The following is a 20,055-nucleotide window of genomic DNA, read 5'->3' on the forward strand; positions in this document are numbered from 1 at the left end:
TCAGGCCTGGCAGTAGGGGCACCAGTAGAGCTTGCGGCCGGCCATCTCCTCGAGCACGATGTTCGTGCCGCAGACCCGGCAGGGCAGGCCCTCGCGCTTGTACACCCAGTGGCGGTCGGCGCGGTTCGCCATGGCCGCCCGCCACGCCTCGGGGTCGAGGTCGTCCATGGTCATCATCTGGCCGGTCTCCACGCCGATGGCGAGGAGCTTCGTCCAGTCGCGCCAGAGGTGCCGTACGTGCTCCTCTGGCACGGATCGGCCCGGCGTGTGCGGGTTCTGGCGCGCGCGGTAGAGCAACTCGGCGCGGTACACGTTGCCGATGCCGGCGACGACGTTCTGGTCCATGAGGAGCAGCCCGATCGGGGTGGCGCGCTTGCGCACGGCGCGAGTGAACCGCTCCTCGGCCTCGGGGCCGCCGTCGATGAGCGGGTCGGGGCCGAGCTTCGCGACCACGCGCTCGACCTGCGCCGGGTCGAGCACCTCGCACGCCGTCGGGCCGCGCAGGTCGGCGCAGATCGTGTCGGTCAGCAGGCGCACGCGCACCTGGCCCACCGGCTCGGGCGGGAAGGTCTCGAGGCCGTTCCCCTCCTTCTCGGACTCCGACATGCGGAGCCGGGTGCGACGCGGGGCGCCGATCGACGTGAGCGAGTTCTCGCCCGCCGCGTCGAAGACCACCGCGTCAGGCACCACGGCATCGGGGTTCGGGCCGTCGAGGAAGGTGCCCCGCTGGTTCGTCTGCCCCATGCGCCCGTTCGCCGACGCGATCGTCGCATCCATGCGGATGTCGCCCGCGAAGTCCCATGCCCCGTACATGCCGAGGTGCACGCGCAGCCACACGTCGCCCTCGAAGCCGAGGAACATCTGCTTGCCGACCGCGCGCGCGTCCGTCATCCGTCGCCCGTCGAGCTCGGCCGCGCCCATGGCGAAGCGGCCCTGCGGGCTCGATGCGTGCACGACGTGCCCGACGAAGTTGCGCTCGAACTGGCGGGTGATGCGGTGGACGGAGTGTCCCTCGGGCACCGGACCCCCTAGGCCTCGTTCGCCGAGCCGGCGACGCCGGTGCCCCGGGCCGCGTCGGCGTCGTGGTCGACGCCCTTGCCGGCGATGTCGCCCGTCGTCTCGTACTCGGCGAGCTGGGCGATGCGGCGCACGTGCCGCTCGTCGCCCGAGAACGGCTCGGCGATGAACGCGTCGATGTAGCGGATGGCCTCCTGCACCGTGTGCTGACGCGCGCCGATCGAGATGACGTTCGCGTCGTTGTGCTGGCGGGCGAGCATCGCGGTGTCCATGCTCCACACGAGGGCGGCACGGATGCCGCGCACCTTGTTCGCGGCGATCTGCTCGCCGTTGCCCGATCCGCCGAACACGATGCCCAGCGTGCGGACGCCCGCGGCCTGGTCGCGTGCGACCGCCTGCGCCGCGTTGATGCAGAACGCGGGGTAGTCGTCGAGCGGGTCGTATTCGGTGGGGCCGTGGTCGACGACCTCGTGACCGGCGTTGGTCAGGTGATCGACGAGCGTGCGGCTGAACTCGAGGCCGGCGTGGTCGGTCGCGATGTGGATGCGCATGGGGCCAAGTCTAGGGATTCGCGATCCACCGGATGGCGCGCCCGTGCGGCTGCGCCCAGGCCAGCTGCACGCCGTCGAGCGCGAGCACGAGGTCGCTGCTCTCGTTGTCGACGTCGTCGCGCACCCGGATGCCCGGCGTGACCGACCGCGCCTCGATCGACAGCCAGTGGCCGGGCAGCTCGCGCACCAGGTCGGCGAACCGCTGCCGTCCTGAGGAGTCGAGGTACATGAGCACGGCGGTGTGGAACACCACGAGGGTCGCCTCGGCCGGCACGTCGGCCGCGAGAGCCGCCAGCTGCTCGTTGAGGTCGCCGGCGACGATCCGCGGCGGATCGGATGCCGCGACCGCCGCCGCCGCGCGAAGTCGCTGTCGGCGGTCGTCGTGCTCCGGCCACACGAGGGCGTCGAGCCACGCGACATCCTCCGCGCTGCGCACGTCGAGCGGGTTGAGGTCGATCCCGCCGCGCCAGGCCACGTCGGGCAGCCGGTCGGGCACCGGCAAGGGCACGGGACCGCGGACCTCGCAGTCGAGCACCACCGGGCTCGGACCGTCGGAAGGGTCAAGCTGCGGATGCCCCGAGTAGCGGTAGCTGTAGCGGTCGGGATACAGGCAGAGACCGGCGGATGCCCCGACCTCGAGCAGCGCGATCGGCCCCTCGATCGCGGCGAGCGCCGGCACCTGGAGCGCGCAACGTCCGGCCTCGTTCGTCTGGGTGGCGTGGGAGAGGGCCGTCTCGCGCACGGCGGGCCAGTTCGCCGTGAGCCACTCGCGAAAGGCGGAGTACGGCCCGACGGGCGCCCCGTGGAACCGCGCGGCCGAGAAGACGAGGTTCGGCTGGCGCTTCGGCGACGGGAGCTCGTCGATGAGCGCGATCGCGGTGGGGTCGTCGGCGACGCCGGCAGCCCATGCCTCATAGGTCGCCGACATGCCGCGCGCCTCGACGTCGGCGAACACGCGGTATCGCTCGGAGGTCGATGCCGCGGCATCCGTGCTCTCGGCCATGGGGCCACCGTAGGGCGGGGGGCGAGGTGGGGTCAACGCCGCAATGCACGCGCTCGAGGACCGCACGAGGGGCTGCGGGGGCGGGGGCCCGCAGGGCTAGGCTGGGACACGTTGCCTGCGGCCACGAGCCGCGTCGATGACTGCAAAGGAGCGCACGTGCCCGGAGAGAACCTCACCCGTATCGAAGCTGAGGAGCGCGCGGCGCTCGTCAGCGTGCACGACTACGACGTCGTGCTCGATGTGACCACCGGTCCGGAGGTGTTCCGCAGCCAGACGACGGTGCGCTTCGCCGCGACCGAGGGTGCTTCGACGTTCATCGACGCCATCACGGCCGAGGTGCACTCGGTGACGCTGAACGGCGTCGCGCTCGATCCGGCCGAGGTCAGCGACGGCGTGCGCATCGAGCTGTCGGGCCTCGCGGCCGAGAACGAGCTCGTGGTCGTCGCCGACGGCCGCTACATGCACACGGGCGAGGGCCTGCACCGCTTCGTCGACCCCGTCGACGACGAGGCCTACCTCTACACCCAGTTCGAGGTGCCCGACTCGCGACGCATGTTCGCCGTGTTCGAGCAGCCCGACCTCAAGGCCTCGTTCCGCTTCACGGTGACGGCGCCGGCGCACTGGGAGGTCGTGTCGAACTCCCCCACGCCCGAGCCCGTCGACGCCCACGAGGGCGCGAAGACCTGGGCGTTCGAGCCCACCCCCCGCATCTCGAGCTACATCACGGCGCTCATCGCCGGCCCGTATGCCGTCGTGCGTGACGAGCTCACCTCGGCCGACGGCCGCACCATCCCGCTCGGCGTCTTCAGCCGCAAGAGCCTCTCGCAGTTCCTCGACGCCGACTACATCTTCGAGAAGACCAAGCAGGGCTTCGAGTACTTCGAGGCGAAGTTCGGCGTGCCCTACCCGTTCGCGAAGTACGACCAGCTGTTCGTGCCCGAGTACAACGCGGGCGCCATGGAAAATGCGGGCGCGGTGACGTTCACCGAGTTCTACGTGTTCCGGTCGAAGGTCACGGATGCCGTGCGTGAGCGCCGCGTCGTCACGATCCTGCACGAGCTCGCGCACATGTGGTTCGGCGACCTCGTCACCATGAAGTGGTGGAACGACCTCTGGCTCAACGAGTCCTTCGCGGAGTGGGCGTCGACCATCGCCACGGCCGAGGCCACCGAGTGGACCGAGGCATGGACGACGTTCAACTCGATGGAGAAGAGCTGGGCGTACCGCCAGGACCAGCTGCCCTCGACCCACCCGGTGGTCGCGACGATCAACGACCTCGAGGACGTGCTCGTCAACTTCGACGGCATCACCTATGCCAAGGGCGGCTCGGTGCTGAAGCAGCTCGTGGCCTGGGTGGGCGTCGACGCGTTCTTCCAGGGCGTCTCGGCCTACTTCCAGAAGCACGCCTGGGGCAACACGACCCTCGCCGACCTGCTCGCTGAGCTCGAGACGGCGAGCGGCCGCGACCTGTCCGACTGGTCCGGGCTCTGGCTCGAGACGGCCGGGGTGAACACGCTGCGTCCGGCCATCGAGACCGACGACGACGGCGTCATCACGTCGTTCGCGGTGCTCCAGGCGGCGACCGAGGAGCACCCGACGATCCGTCCGCACCGGCTGGCCATCGGCTTCTACAACCTCAGCGAAGGCAAGCTCGTGCGCGACCACCGCGTCGAGCTCGACGTCGACGGCGAGCGCACGGAGGTCGCGGAGCTCGTCGGCCTGCGCCGCCCCGACCTCGTGCTCCTCAACGATGACGACCTCGCCTACGCGAAGATCCGCCTCGACGAGGCCTCGCACGGCGTCGCCCTCGCGAACCTGTCCGAGATCGAGAGCCCGCTCGCGCGCGCCCTGGTCTGGAGTTCGGTGTGGGATGCCACGCGCGACGGCGAGACCCGCGCGAGCGACTATCTCGCCCTCGTGCTCGGCAACATTGCCAGTGAGACCGAGTCCACGACGCTGCGCATCGTGCTCGCGAACGCCGTGCTCGCCGCGAGCGCCTACGTCGCGCCCGAGCGTCGCGCCGACGCCCGCCGGTCCCTGGCCGACGGCTTCTGGCGCCTCGCGCAGGAGGCCGAGGGCGGCAGCGACGCCCAGTTCCAGTTCGTCATGAACTTCGCCGCGATCGCCGAGGCCGGCTCGCACGTCGACGAGCTCGCCGCACTGTACGACGGCTCGCTCGAGCTCGACGGCCTCGAGATCGACACCGACCTCGGCTGGGAGCTGCTCATCGCGCTCGTGGCCGCCGGTCGTGCCGGCGACGCCGAGATCGACGAGCGCCTGGCCGGCGACAACACGGCCACCGGACAGCAGTCCGCCGCGCACGCCCGCGCCGCGATCCAGACGATCGAGGGCAAGGAGCGCGCGTGGGCGTCCCTCATCGACGTCGACACGGCGACCAACACGGTGGTGCGCGAGACGGCCGAGGGCTTCCTCCGCGCGAACGACCCGGCGCTGCTCGAGGCATTCGTGGAGCGGTACTTCGGCATGCTCGAGCGCATCTGGGACGAGCGCAGCTACGCGATCGCCGAGAAGCTCGTCGACGGGCTCTACCCGTCGCCGCTCGCGAGCCGCGCGCTCGCCGACGCGAGCCGCGCCTGGCTCGACGCGCACCCCGACGTGCCCGCGCTGCGGCGCCTCGTGATCGAGCGCCTCGCCGGCGTCGACCGCGCCCTCGTCGCGCAGGAGCGTGACGCGCAGGACGCGTAGCGCTCCACGTTCCGGCTTCCGGGGCGGTGGCGGTGGTACTCCGGTACCACTGCCGCCGCCCCGGAACCGTTCCCGGGGCCGATGTGTGCGCGACGCGGCATCCGTAGCGTCGAAGGCATGATCACTGCAGCAGGACTCACCAAGCGATTCGGGGCGAAGACCGCCGTCGACGACCTCCACTTCACCGTCCACCCGGGCCGCGTCACCGGGTTCCTCGGCCCGAACGGCGCCGGCAAGTCGACCACGATGCGCATGGTCGTGGGCCTCGACCGGCCGACGGGCGGATCGGTCACGGTCAACGGCCGGCCCTTCGCGGAGCACCGCGCCCCGCTCCACGAGGTCGGCGCCCTCCTCGACGCGAAGGCCGTGCACACGGGCCGTACCGCCGAGAACCACCTGCTCGCCATGGCCGCCACGCACGGCATCGGTCGCCGGCGTGTGCGCGAGGTCATCGAGCTGACCGGGCTCGAGTCGGTCGCGCGCAAGCGCGTGGGCGGCTTCTCGCTCGGCATGGGCCAGCGGCTCGGCATCGCCGCGGCGCTGCTCGGCGATCCGGCGACGCTGCTCCTCGACGAACCCGTGAACGGACTCGACCCCGAGGGCGTCCTGTGGGTGCGGCGCCTCGTGCGCCATCTCGCGGGCGAGGGCCGCACCGTCTTCCTCTCCTCGCACCTGATGAGCGAGATGGCCATGACCGCCGATCACCTCATCGTCGTCGGCAAGGGCCGCATCATCACGGATGCCCCCGTCGCCGAGGTCATCGCGAACGGCACGAGTCCCCGCGTGCAGGTGCGCTCGCCGCACGCGTCGCGCCTGGCCGACCTGCTCGCCGGCCCGGGCGTCACGGTCGTGCGGTCGGAGGCCGGCCTCCTCGAGGTGACCGGTGTCGAGGCATCCGGCATCGGAGACCTCGCCGCAGCTCACGCCCTCGCCATCCATGAACTCACCCCCAAGAGCGCGTCGCTCGAGGAGGCCTACATGGCCCTCACCGCGGACGCCGTCGAATACCGCACGGAGGCACTCCGATGACCACCATCACCACCGCACCGACCCAGACCGGCTCGACGCCGGCCGACCCCACGACCGGCCTGACGTTCGGCGGCGTGCTCCGCTCGGAGTGGATCAAGCTCCGCAGCCTCCGCTCGACGATCTGGTCGTACGGGCTCGTCGTCGCCATCTCGCTCGGCATGGCCCTGCTCATGTCGCTCAGCATGGTCAACGGCATGAACGGCGGTGCGGATGCCGCGTCCGCACCGGCCGACCAGCAGGCGAGCTTCGTCGTCGACGCTTCGGTGTTCGGCGTGTACTTCGGCCAGCTCGTCGCGGCGGTGCTCGGCGTGCTCGTGATCAGCGGCGAGTACTCCACCGGAATGATCCGCTCGACGCTCACCGCGGTGCCGCGGCGACTGCCGGCGCTCGCCGCCAAGGCCGTGATCCTGGGCGCGGCGACCTTCGTGGTCGGCGTGATCGCGACCTTCAGCGCCTTCGCGGTGTCATCGGCGGTCTTCGCCGGCATCGACGTGTCGGCGAGCCTCGTCGACCCCGCGGTCTTCCTGCCGCTCCTCGGCGGCGCGCTCTACCTGTCGCTCGTGTCCCTCTTCGCGCTCGGCGTCGGCACGATCCTGCGCAGCAGCGCGGGCGGCATCGCCGCCGTCCTCGGCATCCTGCTCCTCCTCCCCACGGTGCTGCAGATGATCCCCGCCGACTGGGCGCAGGACCTCGTGCCGTACCTGATCTCGATCGCCGGGATGAACACATTCACCTCCACGACGGCCGAGGCGACCGCCGACGGCTTCGGCGTCTGGCTGAACCTCGCCATCGTGCTCGGATGGGTGGCCGCCGCGGGCATCGGGGCCGCCACGACGCTCACGAAACGCGACGCGTAGAGTCCTGTCCATGACCGCGTCACGGCCCGCCCCCGACCACCAGGACCCGGTGGCCGGGGGCGAGCTGCGCCTGCCGCGAGCGCCCGGGGTCGCGCGCCGCTACTGGGCGCGGCATCCGCGATTCGCCGACGCGCTCATCGCCGGGATCTACGGCGTTCCCACCATCGTCATCACGATCGTCTCGGCGGCGCAGCAGCAGCTTGCGCCGGGCCTGGCGATCGCGGTCGTGGCCGCCGCGCTCGCGGCGGGGCTCGGGCTGCTGATCGCTCGGCGCACGCATCCCCGACTGGTGCTCGCCCTCGCCTGGCTGGCGTGCCTCGCCTCGATCTGGGCCCCGTCGGTCGACGTGTTCGCCATCCTGCTCGCGCTCTACGGGCTCGCCGTGTACGGCACCTCGCGGTCGGCGTGGATCGGGTTCGGCACGTCGGCCGCGGTCGGCGCGGGCGCCGCGTACCTCTCCGCGGCGATCAGACGGGCTGCCGGGGCAGTGCCGCTCGACGGCGACGCGTTGAGCGCCGCGCTCTCCTTCGCGGTGCTCATGCTCGTGGCGACCCTCATCGGCGTCAGCGTCGGCAATCGGCGGCGCTACCTGGACGCGCTGATCGCCCGCGCGCACGACCTGGCCAGGGAGCGCGACCAGCAGTCGCAGCTCGCCGCCGCGGCGGAGCGCGCCCGCATCGCCCGGGAGATGCACGACATCGTGTCGCACGGGCTCACCGTCATGATCACGCTCGCGGAGGGATCGGCGGCGACCGCCCCCAAGGACCCCGAGCGCGCCGCGACGACGATGCGTCACGTCGCGGAGGCCGGCCGCGACGCGCTCGGCGAGATGCGGCGCATGCTGGGCGTGCTCGAGGGGCCGACGGATGCCGCCGGCTCCGCCGATCGGGCGCCGCAGCCCGGCGTCGACGCGATCCCGGCGCTCGTCGAGGGCTTCCGCGACGCCGGCCTGCCCGTACGCCTCACCACCACCGGAGCGCCCATCACGGAGCCGACGCTGGAGCTCGCGGTCTACCGGCTCGTGCAGGAGGGCCTCACGAACGCGTTACGGCACGCCGACGGGGCGCAGCAGGTCGACGTCCGCATCCTCCACGGCGACGACGCGGTCGAGGTCGTCGTGGAGGACGACGGCCACGCCCACGGCGTGCCCCGGATCGTCGGCTCCGGTCGGGGCTTGCCTGGCCTTCGCGAGCGGGTCGGGCTCTACGGCGGCACGCTCGATGCGGGCCCACGGTCGACCGGCGGTTGGCGCATGCACGCGACGCTGGAGGCGGCGGATGACCGACGTGCCCCCGATGCCGCCGTCGACGCGGAGGCACGGGCGGAGGACCCGACGTGAACGATGACCGGCGGGACATCCGCGTGGCCATCGTCGACGACCAGGCGCTCGTGCGCACCGGCTTCCGGATGGTGCTCGAGGCGGAACCCGACCTCGTCGTGGTGGGCGAAGCCGGCGACGGCGCCGCGGCCGTCGAGCTGGCCCGATCCACGTCCGTCGACGTGATGCTCATGGACGTGCGCATGCCCGGGGTCGACGGCATCGCCGCCACCGCCGAGGTGACCGGCGGACCGGCCGCGCCGCGGGTCATCGTGCTCACGACCTTCGACCTCGACGAGTACGCGTTCGCGGCGATCCGGGCCGGCGCCAGCGGCTTCCTCCTGAAGGACGCCCGGCCGCAGGAGCTCACGACCGCGATCCGCACCGTGCACGCGGGCGAGGCGTCGCTCGCGCCCCGCGTCACCCGCCGGATGATCGAGCTGTTCGCAGCCGACCTCCCGCCCGCGGGAGCCGCCGCCGATGCGCGCGCCGAGCTGTTCGACCGGCTGTCGCCCCGAGAACGCGAGATCCTCGTGGCGATCGCCGAGGGTCTCAACAACACCGAGCTCGCGTCGAGGTTCTTCCTCTCCGAATCGACCGTCAAGACCCACGTCGGCCGCATCCTGCAGAAGCTCGGCGCCCGAGACCGCGTGCACCTCGTCATCCTCGCCTACGAGCACGGGCTCCTCGGCGGGCCGGGAACGTCGCCCCAGCGTCGGTAGGCTGGCTGGGCACACCGACACGGAGGGCCCATCGATGCCAGCTGCACACCTCACCCGACTCGAGGCAGAGGAGCGCGTCGGCATCGTGCGCGCACCCCGATACGAGGTCGAACTCGACCTCACGGGCGACGGCGGCACGTTCGGGTCCACCACGGTGGTGCGGTTCGGCGCGACGCCCGGCGCCTCCACCTTCATCGAGTCGACGACCCTCGAGGTGCACGAAGTCGTGCTGAACGGCCGCCCGCTGGATCCGGCAGCGGTCATCGACGGCAACCGCATCCGCCTCAGCGACCTCGAGGCGCAGAACGAGCTCGTGGTGCGGTCGACGCGCGCCTATTCGAACACCGGCGAGGGCCTGCACCGCTTCGTCGACCCCGTCGACGACGCCGCGTACCTCTACACGGAGTTCGCGGTGGCCGAGGCGAACCGGGTGTACGCCGTGTTCGACCAGCCCGACCTCAAGGCGTCGGTGCGGTTCACCATCACGGCACCCGCCGCGTGGCAGGTGCTCAGCAACGCGCCCACGCCCGACCCGGTGCCGGCAGGTACCGACGGCACGACCGCGACGTGGGCGTTCGAGACGGGCCCGGTCATCTCGAGCTACATCGTCGCCATCATCGCCGGCCCGTATGCGGCCTGGCGCGGCGCGGCTCGCAGCATCGACGGCCGCGACGTGCCGCTCGGCCTCTTCACCCGCGCCTCGCTCGCGCAGTACGCCGAGCCCGACGTCATGTTCGAGACGGTGCAGGCGGGACTCGCGTTCTACGAGCAGGCCTTCGGCGTCCCCTATCCCTTCGGCAAGTACGACCAGGTCTTCGTGCCCGAGTACAACTGGGGCGCCATGGAGAACGTCGGCGCCGTCACGTTCAACGAGGGCTACCTGTTCCGGTCGCGCGTCTCGGACGCCCGGCGCGAGCAGCGGGCCATCGTGGTGCTGCACGAGCTCAGCCACATGTGGTTCGGCAACTCGGTGACCATGCGCTGGTGGAACGACCTCTGGCTGAACGAGTCGTTCGCCACGTGGGCGTCGACGCTCGCCACGTCGCAGGTCACGGAGTTCACGGGCGTCTGGGCGACGTTCGCGAGCGACGAGAAGACCCACGCGGCCGAGCAGGACCAGCTTCCCTCGACGCATCCGATCGTCGCCGAGATCCGCGACCTCGGCGACGTCGAGGTCAACTTCGACGCCATCACCTACGACAAGGGCGCCTCGGTCTTGAAGCAGCTCGTCGCGTGGGTCGGCCTCGAGGCGTTCCAGCGGGGCGTCGGCGCCTACCTGACGGCTCACGGCGGTGGCAACGCCACCCTGCGCGACCTCCTCGACGAGCTCGAGCGGGCGAGCGGGCGGGACCTCACCCGGTGGTCCGAGCTCTGGCTCGAGACCGCCGGAGTGAACACCCTGCGAGCGATCGTCGAGACGGATGCCGCGGGCACGATCACCGCGGCGCGCATCGAGCAGACCGCGGCGGCGGCACATCCGACCCTCCGCCCGCATCGTGTCGCGATCGGCTGCTATTCCTCCGACGAGCACGGCGCCCTCGTGCGCACGCACCGCCTCGAGCTCGACGTCGACGGCGCCGTCACCGACGTTCCCGACCTCGTCGGCGTCCAGCGCCCCGACCTGCTGCTCGTGAACGACGACGACCTCACCTATGCCAAGGTGCGGCTCGACGAGGCGTCGTTCGCCGCCGCGATCGCGGGCCTGGCCGAACTCGCCGACCCCGTCGCGCGGGCGGTCGTGCTCGGCTCGGCGTGGGATGCGGTGCGCGACGCCGAGCTGCCCGCAAGCGAGTTCGTGCGGCTCGTGCTCGGCAGCGTCGGCCACGAGACGCAGTCCGCCGCGCGGGGCCTCGCCCTCTCCCGACTCGAGCTCGCCGTCGGCCGCTACCTGGCCGACGAGCACCGCGAGCGGATCGCGGCCGAGACGGGCGACGCGGTGTGGGCGCTCGCGGAGCTCGCGGAGGCGGGCAGCGACACCCAGCTGCAGTTCGTGAAGGCGTTCACCCGACTGGCGGCGACGCAGGCGCACGCCGACGTGCTCGGCAGCCTCCTCGACGGCTCGATCAAGCTGCCCGGCCTCGAGGTCGACCTCGACCTGCGGTGGGAGCTCGTGATCGCGCGCGCCGCGCTCGGCGGGGCATCCGACGATGAGATCGACGCGGCGCTCGCGCTCGACGAGACCGCGAAGGGCCGCCAGCTCGCGGAGACGGCCCGCGCGGCCCGCCCCGACCAGGCGGTGAAGGATGCCGCGTGGCGTCGCGTCGCGACCGATGCGAGCCTGTCGAACGACCTCGCCCGCGCCATCGCCGAGGGCTGGCGTCGCACGACGGCACCCGAGCTGCTGGCGACGACGGCCACCGCGTACTTCGAGATGCTGCAGCGCACCTGGTCGGAGCGGAGCTTCACCATGGCCTCGCTCATCGTGTCGCGGCTCTTCCCGTCGCCGCTCGTCGACGAGGAGCTCGCCGGCATGGCTCGAGACTGGCTGGCCGCGAATCCCGCGCCGGCGCCGTTGCACCGTCTCGTGTCCGAGCAGCTCGATGAACTCGAGCGGGCGTTGGCGGCTCGCGCGTGCGATGCCAGCGTGCTCTCGGGCGCGGCTCAGTAGACTCTCTCACCATGTTCCGAGCCGCAGAGACCCCCACCGACCCTGCCGACGAGACCCCGCTCAGCGGCAACTTCTGGGCGGGCGTGGCACAGTTCTGGGCCGACAACTGGGACGTCATCGTCGGCAAGCTCATCGCGATCCTCTTCATCATCGCGATCGCGTTCCTCATCCGCTGGATCTTGCACTTCGTCATCGACCGCACCGTGAACCGCGTGGTGTCGGGCGTCAAGAAGAAGCAGGACGTCACCGACACGCAGGCCCTGCAGGCGTCGCCGCTCGCCGCCGTGCGCGTCGTGCAGCGCACGCGCACGCTCGGCACGGTGCTGACGAACATCGTGAACGTGACGCTCTTCATCGTCGTCACGCTGATGATCGTGAGCACCATCGACCCCGCCATCCTCGGCTCCTTCGCGCTGCTCTCCGCGGCGGTCGGCGCCGGCCTCGGCTTCGGCGCGCAGAACATCGTGAAGGACGCACTGAACGGCATCTTCATGGTCGTGGAGGACCAGCTCGGCGTGGGCGACGTGGTCGACCTCGGGCCGGCCACCGGCATCGTCGAGGAGGTGCGCATCCGCGTGACGACGGTGCGCGACGTGAACGGCACGCTGTGGTTCGTGCGCAACGGCGAGATCCTCCGGGTGGGCAACATGTCGCAGGGCTGGGCGCGGGTCATCCTCGACCTCGCCGTGCCGTACGATGCCGACGTGGAAGCCGTCGAGAGCGAGATGCTGCGCACCGCCACCGAGCTCGCGCAGTCGGGCAAGTGGCGTTCGCGCGTCCTCGAGAAGCCCGAGATCTGGGGCCTCGAGTCGATCTCCGATGAAGCGATGGTCATCCGCATCGTCATGAAGGTGCGCACGTCGTCGAAGGACGACGTGGCCCGCGAGCTCCGCACCCGCCTGAAGCACGCGATGGATGCCATGGGCGTGACGCTCCCGAGCCTCTCGAGCGTCGTGCTCAGCGGCTTCGACGGCGCGACCCGGGTCAAGGGCGCGAAGCCGCCGAAGACCGGGCCCAGCAGCGTGGTGACGACGGATGCCTCGCGCACGGCCATCGCCACGAAGCCGAAGGTTCCCCGCGCCCCCCGCGCCCCGAAGCCGCCGGCCACGGGAGGCGCCCAGTGACCGATCAGGCGAACCCCGCGGCATCCGGCCCGGTGCAACCGGCGGGCGTGCCCCTGCGCGGCAGCGAGCACGGGGCGGCGCTCGGGCCCTCGTTCTACGAGACCGTCGGCGGACGTGCCACGTTCGAGCGACTCGTCGCCGAGTTCTACCAGGGCGTCGCCGAGGATCCCGTGCTCCGGCCGATGTATCCCGAGGAGGACCTCGGGCCGGCCGCCGAGCGACTGACCATGTTCCTCGAGCAGTACTGGGGCGGGCCCGGCACCTACAGCGAGCAGCGCGGACATCCCCGCCTCCGGATGCGGCACCTGCCCTTCAAGGTGAACCCCGACGCGCGCGACCGCTGGCTCGCGCACATGCGCGCGGCGGTCGACTCGCTCGACCTGCCGCCGCTCGCCGAGGAGACGCTGTGGGACTACCTGCAGCGAGCCGCGTTCGCGATGGTCAATACCTTCGAGGACTGAACACCCACCCACCCACCCACCCACCCCGCACCACCCAGACGAAGGAGTCCACGTGGCCGCCACCCCCGCGCCCTCATCCCCCGCATCCCCCGCGTCCCGGTCCTCGGTGCGCGAGCCCGACGCGATCATCGTCGGTGCGGGCCTCTCGGGCCTCGTCGCCGCGGCCGAGCTGGTCGACGCGGGCAAGCGCGTGGTGATCGTCGAGCAGGAACCCGAGGCGAGCCTCGGCGGGCAGGCGCACTGGTCGTTCGGCGGACTCTTCCTCGTCGATTCGCCCGAGCAGCGTCGGATGGGCGTGAAGGACTCCCTCGAGCTGGCGAAGCAGGACTGGTCGGGCACCGCCGGGTTCGATCGCGACGAGGACGAGTGGGGCCGGCGCTGGGCTGACGCCTACGTCGAGTTCGCGGCCGGCGAGAAGCGCGCATGGCTGCATGAGAAGGGCGTCCGGTTCTTCCCCGTCGTCGGCTGGGCCGAGCGCGGCGGCTACAACGCCATCGGCCACGGCAACTCGGTTCCCCGCTTCCACATCACGTGGGGCACCGGGCCGGGCGTGCTTGCGCCGTTCATCGCCCGGGTGCAGGCCGGGGCCGCGGCCGGTCTCGTCGAGTTCCGGCACCGGCACCGTGTCGACGAGGTCGTCGTCGAGTCGGGCGTCGTGGTCGGCGTCCGCGGGGCCGTGCTCGCCCCCGACGCCGCCGGGCGCGGCGAGCCGAGCAACCGCGACGTGGTGGGCGACTTCGATCTGCGGGCGCCGGCCGTCGTCGTGGCATCCGGTGGTATCGGCGGCAATCACGACCTGGTGCGGGAGTTCTGGCCCGAGCGCATGGGCGTCGCGCCCGAGAGCCTGCTCTCGGGGGTTCCCGCGCATGTCGACGGCCGGATGCTGCCCATCGCCGAACGCGCGGGCGCCCGACTCGTCAACGGCGATCGCATGTGGCACTACACCGAGGGCATCACGAACTGGGATCCGGTGTGGCCCAAGCACGGCATCCGCATCCTGCCCGGTCCCTCGTCGCTGTGGTTCGACGCCGAGGGCCGCCGCCTGCCCGTGCCGCTCTTCCCCGGCTTCGACACCCTCGGCACGCTGGAGCACATCGTGTCCACCGGCCACGCCCACTCGTGGTTCGTGCTGACGCAGAAGATCATCGAGAAGGAGTTCGCGCTGTCGGGCAGCGAGCAGAACCCCGACCTCACCGGCAAGGACCTGAAGCTGCTCGCCGACCGGCTCGGCTCGGGCGCACCGGGCCCCGTGGAGGCGTTCAAGCAGCACGGCCTGGACTTCGTGGTCGCCGACACCCTGCCCGAGCTCTTCGACGGCATGCGCGCCCTCTCGCCCGAGGTGCCGATCGACACCGACAACATCGAGCGCGAGATCGTGGCGCGCGACCGCGAGCTCGAGAACGAGTTCTCGAAGGACCTGCAGCTCACCGCGGTGCGTGGGGCCCGCAAGTACCGAGGCGACAAGCTCATCCGGGTGGCGACGCCGCACCGGATCCTCGACCCGAAGGCGGGTCCGCTCATCGCCGTGAAGCTGCACGTGCTCACGCGCAAGAGCCTCGGCGGCATCCAGACCGACCTCGACTCGCGGGCCCTCGCGTCCGACGGCACGGTCGTGCCGGGGCTCTACGCGGTCGGCGAGGCCGCGGGGTTCGGCGGCGGCGGCGTGCACGGCTATCGCGCGCTCGAGGGCACCTTCCTCGGCGGATGCCTCTTCACGGGTCGTGCGGCCGGGCGGGCGATCGCCCGGGGCTGAGCGGCGGCGGCGCGCCTACGCCTTGAGCGTCCAGGGCTTGCGCCGCACGAGCACGTGCCCGCGCCGCGACGTGAGGCGCGTCCACGGGCCTGTCTCGAAGAGCCGCACCGGGTCGTCGCCGAGGAACCCGAGGCTGAAGGCGCCGAACGCCGCACCGGCGGGCACGTACTCGAGCCCCTGCACGCCACGTCCCCACACCTCGGAGCGCACGCGCTGCACCAGCTGCTCGCCGGTGCCCTCGGGGATGGCGGTCGCGACCTCGTCGATGCCCGCGCGTGCCGCGGCCTCGAGGGTCGCGGCATCCGTCTCGCCGAGGGGGCGCCAGCCGCCCCTGGGCGGCGAGATGCCCGCCCACGTGACCGTGTTCACCTCGGGCGGCCGGGTCATCGTGACCGGACGCGACTCGTCGTCGTCGGCGAGTTCGGAGCGTGCACGCACGATGCGCTCGACGAGCGACCGCATCGGCACGACCACGTCGAAGTCCTCGGTCTCGAAGAGCGCGAAGGTGCGCAGCCCGAGGACCGTCGGGCTCTCGTCGAGGATGCCGCGCGGATACAGGATCGCCGTGTAGACCGCGAGGATGCCGGAACCGGCGACGAGGCGCACCGAACCGTCCTCGACGCGCCCGGCGCGCTGCAGGTAGGTGTGCAGGTCACCGAGCGACAGGCTGTCGGCGAGCGTGAGTTGTTGAACCATCTGCTGTCTAAACTACCAAGGGAGCGCCGCCGCCCCCTGACGTCGGCGTCTTCGGCGTCGTCCAGCGGCCGCCCCCATGACACGGAGGAACGATGAACGGTCCCATCGACGGCCTGCTGAGCACCCTGAACCTCACCGACACGGGCGCCCGCACCACCGAGGACATCTTCACGGGGCCGTCGCAGTGGATGCCGCTCGGCCGCGTCTTCGGCGGGCAGGTGCTCGCCCAGTCCATCGTCGCCGCCATGCACACCGTGGCGTCCGACCGCACGGTGCACTCGATGCACGGCTACTTCCTGCGGCCCGGCGACGTGCAGCACCCGATCACCTTCTCGGTCGACCGCATCCACGACGGGCGGTCGTTCTCGACGCGGCGCACGCAGGCGTACCAGCACGGCGAGCCGATCCTGTCGCTCATCGCCTCGTTCCAGACGCACGACGACGGCGTCGAGCACCAGGTCGACATGCCGCACGACCTCCCCGAGCCCGAATCGCTGCCGTCGACCGCCGACGTGCTCGGCCACGTCGACCACGACGTCGCACGATACTGGTCGAGCGAGCGGGCGTTCGACGTGCGCCACATCCCGTCTCCCGTGTACCTCCGGGTCGACGGCGACCGCGTGCCGCGCCAGGCCGTGTGGATGAAGGCGGTCGGCACCCTCTCGGACGATCCGAAGCAGCACCGCGCGGCCCTCGCCTACGCGAGCGACTACACGATCCTCGAGCCGGTGCTCCGCGCCCATGGCGTGGCGTGGGCGACGCCCGGGCTGAAGGTGGCGAGCCTCGACCACGCGATGTGGTGGCACCGCGACGCGCGTGTCGACGAATGGCTGCTGTACACGCAGGAGTCGCCCTCGGCCAGCGGCGGGCGCGGGCTGTCGCTCGGCCGCATCTACACGCGCGACGGCGTGCTGATCGCCAGCGTCGCGCAGGAGGGCATGATCCGCGTGCCGGAGCCCGACGCACGCGACTGACCACACGACGCACACGACGCACACGACGCTCGACCGAACGAAGGAGCAGGCCATGACGACGCCCTCACACCTCACCCGGCGCACCGTGCTGACCGTCGGATCCGCCGGCGCCGTCGGCGGCGTGCTCGCGCTCGCGGCCTGCGCAGCCGACGATCCCGACGGCGCCACCTCACCGAAGCCGACGTCGGCGGCGCCGAGCGTGACCGACGAACCGGTGACCGAAGCGACCGGCGCTCCCGATGCCCCGGCCGCCGGCGAGGACATCGCCGCCCTCGCCGATGTGCCGGTGGGCGGCAGCATCGACGCCACCATCAACGGCGAGCCCGCACTCATCGCGCAGCCGACCGCCGGCCAGGTCGTCGCGTTCAGTGCCATCTGCACGCACCAGCGCTGCGTCGTCGCCGCCGCAGGTGACAAGTTCGACTGCCCCTGCCACGGCTCGAAGTTCGACGCCGCGACGGGCGACGTGCTCAACGGCCCCGCGCTTGAGCCGCTTCTATCGATCCCGGTCGCGATCTCGGGCGACCGCATCGTCGCGGCCTCCTGACGTGGAGTACACGTTCGCGGGGTTGCCGCTGCACGTCCTCCTCGTGCACGCCGTCATCGTGCTCACGCCGCTGGTGGGCCTGGCACTCGTCGTCATCGCGGCGTGGCCGGCCGCGCGTCGGGTGCTCTGGATCCCGGTGCTCGTCGCCGCCGCCCTGCTCCTCCCGCTCGGCCTCGTGACGATCGAGGCGGGCGAGTGGCTGCAGGCGCGCGCGCCTGTTGCGCCGCTCATCGCGGAGCACACGACGCAGGGCGAGGACATCGTGCCGTGGCTCTGGGGGCTGCTCGTCGTGGCGGTGCTCGTCGCGGCGTGGGCCGTCGTCGAGCGGTTGGCTGCCCCACAGGCGACGGATGCCGCGCCGCGCCGCCCGTCGCGCGCCATCCGCGTCGCCGTGGGGGTCGTGCTGACGATCGCCGCGGTCGTCGCGACGGCGGGTGCGACGTGGACGATCGTGCAGATCGGCGAGTCGGGCAGCCGCGCCGTGTGGGAGGGCTCGTACAGCGACGTACCGCTCGACCGCTGAGGTCAGCGACGACGGAACGCGAGCGGCTCGCCCAGGTAGGGCTCCCACGCCGCCCGCTCGCGATCGGAGATGCGACGCGGACGCTCGGTCTCGGTGTCGACCAGCACGATCGTCGTGATGGCCCGGGTGTAGAGCACCCGCGGCTCGACGCCGTCTGGTGAGAACACCTCGTAGCAGACGTCGAGGCTCGCACCGCCCATGTGGCCGATCCAGAGTTCGACGTCGAGCGGCTGGCGCTGATACGGGATCGGCGCGAGGTACTCGACCTCCTGCCGGGCGATGAGCGTGCTCGTGCTCGCGCCGGGTGAGGCGTCGATGACCGCGGTCGAGGCGCCGACCGCATGCTCTGGCGTGTCGGTGCTCACCCAGAACGCCTGGATGCGGGCCTCCTCGAGGAGGCTCAGCATCCGGGCGTTGTTCACGTGGCCGTACGCGTCGAGGTCGGACCACCGGAGCGGCGTCGGCACGTGCAGCCGCACGTCAGTCCCTCGTGAGCTTGCGGTAGGCGGAACGGTGCGGCTTCGCGGCATCCGCGCCGAGGCGCTCGATCTTGTTCGCCTCGTACGCCTCGAAGTTGCCCTCGAACCAGTGCCAGTACGACGGGTTCTCCTCGGTGCCCTCGTAGGCGAGGATGTGCGTCGCGATGCGGTCGAGGAACCACCGGTCGTGGGTGATCACGACAGCGCAGCCCGGGAACTCGAGCAGTGCGTTCTCGAGGCTCGAGAGCGTCTCGACGTCGAGGTCGTTCGTGGGCTCGTCGAGCAGGAGGAGGTTGCCGCCCTGCTTGAGCGTCAGGGCGAGGTTCAGCCGGTTGCGCTCACCGCCCGAGAGGATGCCGGCCCGCTTCTGCTGGTCGGGGCCCTTGAAGCCGAAGGTCGAGACATAGGCGCGGCTCGGCACCTCGGTCTTGCCGACCTGGATGTAGTCGAGCCCGTCGGACACGACCTCCCAGAGCGTCTTGTTCGGGTCGATGCCGCCACGCGACTGGTCGACGTAGGAGATCTTGACGGTCTCGCCGACCTTCAGCTTGCCGTCGTCGAGCGGTTCCATGCCGACGATCGTCTTGAAGAGCGTGGACTTGCCGACGCCGTTGGGGCCGATGATGCCGACGATGCCGTTGCGCGGGAGCGTGAAGCTGAGGCCCTCGATGAGCACGCGGTCGCCGAAGCCCTTCTTCAGGCTCTTCGCCTCGAGGACGATGTCGCCCAGGCGCGGGCCCGGCGGGATCTGGATCTCCTCGAAGTCGAGCTTGCGCGTGCGATCGGCCTCGGCCGCCATCTCCTCGTAGCGGGCGAGGCGCGCCTTCGACTTGGCCTGGCGGCCCTTCGCGTTGGAGCGGACCCAGTCGAGCTCGTCGGCCAGGCGCTTGGCGAGCTTCGCGTCCTTCTTGCCCTGGACGGTGAGTCGCTCCTGCTTCTTCTCGAGGTAGGTCGAGTAGTTGCCCTCGTAGGGGTAGAGCCGGCCGCGGTCGACCTCGCAGATCCACTCCGCGACGTGGTCGAGGAAGTACCGGTCGTGGGTGACGGCCAGCACGGCGCCGGGGTACTTCGCGAGGTGCTGCTCGAGCCAGAGCACGCTCTCAGCGTCGAGGTGGTTGGTGGGCTCGTCGAGGAGGAGCAGGTCGGGCTTCTGCAGCAGGAGCTTGCAGAGCGCCACGCGGCGCTTCTCACCGCCCGAGAGCACCGACACCTGCTCGTCGCCCGGCGGGCAGCGCAGCGCGTCCATCGCCTGCTCGAGCTGGGAGTCGAGGTCCCACGCGTCGGCGGCGTCGATGGCCTCCTGCAGCGTGCCCATCTCGGCGAGCAGCGCGTCGAAGTCGGCGTCGGGCTCGGCCATCGCGAGCGAGATCTCGTTGAAGCGGTCGACCTTCGCCTTGATCGGCCCGACGCCCTCCTGGACGTTCTCGAGCACGGTCTTGGTCTCGTCGAGCACCGGCTCCTGCATGAGGATGCCGACGGAGTAGCCGGGGGTGAGCTTCGCCTCGCCGTTGGAGGGCTGGTCGAGTCCGGCCATGATCTTCAGGATCGTGGACTTTCCGGCACCGTTCGGGCCGACGACGCCGATCTTGGCCCCTGGGAGGAACGCCATCGTCACGTCGTCGAGAATGACCTTGTCGCCGACCGCCTTGCGGGCGCGCACCATCGAGTAAATGTAATCCGCCATGTC

18 protein-coding genes are annotated in these 20,055 nt (G+C 71.4%); 12 read left to right on the forward strand and 6 right to left on the reverse strand.

Annotated features, from left to right (window positions below):
• The 3 genes from AC1DZA_RS06270 to AC1DZA_RS06280 are packed head-to-tail and all read right to left on the reverse strand — an operon-like array spanning position 1 to position 2,571.
• On the reverse strand, positions 1 to 1,020 hold the full coding sequence (locus tag AC1DZA_RS06270) for an Fpg/Nei family DNA glycosylase (RefSeq protein ID WP_476772089.1): 1,020 nt from the start codon (positions 1,018 to 1,020) through the stop codon (positions 1 to 3).
• A gap of 8 nt (positions 1,021 to 1,028) precedes the next feature.
• Positions 1,029 to 1,568: a ribose-5-phosphate isomerase gene (locus AC1DZA_RS06275; protein WP_476772090.1), complete on the reverse strand. Its 540-nt coding sequence runs from the start codon at positions 1,566 to 1,568 to the stop codon at positions 1,029 to 1,031.
• A 10-nt stretch (positions 1,569 to 1,578) separates the two neighbouring features.
• Positions 1,579 to 2,571, reverse strand: a complete 993-nt coding sequence (locus AC1DZA_RS06280; protein WP_476772091.1) for a DUF2332 domain-containing protein — start codon at positions 2,569 to 2,571, stop codon at positions 1,579 to 1,581.
• A gap of 156 nt (positions 2,572 to 2,727) precedes the next feature.
• On the opposite strand from AC1DZA_RS06280, the gene pepN (AC1DZA_RS06285) reads away from it, so the two are divergent.
• The 9 genes from pepN (AC1DZA_RS06285) to AC1DZA_RS06325 all read left to right on the forward strand — a co-directional run bounded on the left by pepN (AC1DZA_RS06285) (position 2,728) and on the right by AC1DZA_RS06325 (position 15,149).
• Complete coding sequence (gene pepN, locus AC1DZA_RS06285) at positions 2,728 to 5,277, forward strand: aminopeptidase N (protein ID WP_476772092.1); 2,550 nt, start codon at positions 2,728 to 2,730, stop codon at positions 5,275 to 5,277.
• Positions 5,278 to 5,394: 117 nt separating this feature from the next.
• The gene (locus AC1DZA_RS06290) at positions 5,395 to 6,306 is read left to right on the forward strand and encodes an ABC transporter ATP-binding protein (RefSeq protein WP_476772093.1); all 912 of its coding nucleotides are present in this window, start codon (positions 5,395 to 5,397) and stop codon (positions 6,304 to 6,306) included.
• Positions 6,303 to 7,163, forward strand: coding sequence for an ABC-2 transporter permease (locus tag AC1DZA_RS06295; protein ID WP_476772094.1), 861 nt, complete (start codon positions 6,303 to 6,305; stop codon positions 7,161 to 7,163). Before AC1DZA_RS06290 ends, AC1DZA_RS06295 begins: the two co-directional genes overlap by 4 nt.
• A 10-nt stretch (positions 7,164 to 7,173) precedes the next feature.
• A complete protein-coding gene (locus AC1DZA_RS06300) occupies positions 7,174 to 8,502 on the forward strand; it encodes a sensor histidine kinase (protein WP_476772095.1) in 1,329 nt (442 codons plus the stop codon).
• Positions 8,499 to 9,203, forward strand: a complete 705-nt coding sequence (locus tag AC1DZA_RS06305; RefSeq protein ID WP_476772096.1) for a response regulator transcription factor — start codon at positions 8,499 to 8,501, stop codon at positions 9,201 to 9,203. Before AC1DZA_RS06300 ends, AC1DZA_RS06305 begins: the two co-directional genes overlap by 4 nt.
• Before the next feature lie 34 nt (positions 9,204 to 9,237).
• The gene (gene pepN / locus AC1DZA_RS06310; protein ID WP_476772097.1) at positions 9,238 to 11,811 is read left to right on the forward strand and encodes an aminopeptidase N; all 2,574 of its coding nucleotides are present in this window, start codon (positions 9,238 to 9,240) and stop codon (positions 11,809 to 11,811) included.
• An 11-nt stretch (positions 11,812 to 11,822) separates the two neighbouring features.
• The gene (locus tag AC1DZA_RS06315; RefSeq protein ID WP_476772098.1) at positions 11,823 to 12,935 is read left to right on the forward strand and encodes a mechanosensitive ion channel family protein; all 1,113 of its coding nucleotides are present in this window, start codon (positions 11,823 to 11,825) and stop codon (positions 12,933 to 12,935) included.
• A 53-nt stretch (positions 12,936 to 12,988) separates the two neighbouring features.
• Entirely contained in the window at positions 12,989 to 13,396 is a 408-nt protein-coding gene (locus AC1DZA_RS06320; protein ID WP_476772352.1) for a globin, read from the forward strand.
• Positions 13,397 to 13,502: 106 nt separating this feature from the next.
• Entirely contained in the window at positions 13,503 to 15,149 is a 1,647-nt protein-coding gene (locus AC1DZA_RS06325; protein WP_476772353.1) for an FAD-binding dehydrogenase, read from the forward strand.
• Positions 15,150 to 15,164: 15 nt separating this feature from the next.
• Here AC1DZA_RS06325 and AC1DZA_RS06330 read toward each other — a convergent pair whose 3' ends face one another.
• On the reverse strand, positions 15,165 to 15,845 hold the full coding sequence (locus tag AC1DZA_RS06330; protein ID WP_476772099.1) for a DUF8185 domain-containing protein: 681 nt from the start codon (positions 15,843 to 15,845) through the stop codon (positions 15,165 to 15,167).
• Positions 15,846 to 15,937: 92 nt separating this feature from the next.
• On the opposite strand from AC1DZA_RS06330, the gene AC1DZA_RS06335 reads away from it, so the two are divergent.
• Genes AC1DZA_RS06335 through AC1DZA_RS06345 form a run of 3 tightly spaced genes read left to right on the forward strand, consistent with a single transcriptional unit; the run spans position 15,938 to position 17,889 of the window.
• The gene (locus AC1DZA_RS06335; protein ID WP_476772100.1) at positions 15,938 to 16,819 is read left to right on the forward strand and encodes an acyl-CoA thioesterase; all 882 of its coding nucleotides are present in this window, start codon (positions 15,938 to 15,940) and stop codon (positions 16,817 to 16,819) included.
• A 52-nt stretch (positions 16,820 to 16,871) separates the two neighbouring features.
• Positions 16,872 to 17,366 (forward strand): QcrA and Rieske domain-containing protein, encoded by a 495-nt coding sequence (locus AC1DZA_RS06340; protein WP_476772101.1) that lies wholly within the window; start codon positions 16,872 to 16,874, stop codon positions 17,364 to 17,366.
• A gap of 1 nt (position 17,367) precedes the next feature.
• The gene (locus AC1DZA_RS06345) at positions 17,368 to 17,889 is read left to right on the forward strand and encodes a hypothetical protein (protein ID WP_476763055.1); all 522 of its coding nucleotides are present in this window, start codon (positions 17,368 to 17,370) and stop codon (positions 17,887 to 17,889) included.
• A 2-nt stretch (positions 17,890 to 17,891) separates the two neighbouring features.
• On the opposite strand, the gene AC1DZA_RS06350 is transcribed toward AC1DZA_RS06345, so the two are convergent.
• A complete protein-coding gene (locus AC1DZA_RS06350) occupies positions 17,892 to 18,368 on the reverse strand; it encodes an acyl-CoA thioesterase (protein ID WP_476772102.1) in 477 nt (158 codons plus the stop codon).
• Position 18,369: 1 nt separating this feature from the next.
• Positions 18,370 to 20,052 carry an energy-dependent translational throttle protein EttA gene (gene ettA, locus AC1DZA_RS06355; RefSeq protein WP_309979112.1) on the reverse strand — a complete coding sequence of 561 codons (1,683 nt, stop codon included), beginning with the start codon at positions 20,050 to 20,052 and terminating at the stop codon, positions 18,370 to 18,372.
• Between the last annotated feature and the right edge of the window lie 3 nt (positions 20,053 to 20,055).

This window comes from Agromyces sp. P2_B3, from assembly GCF_056404815.1.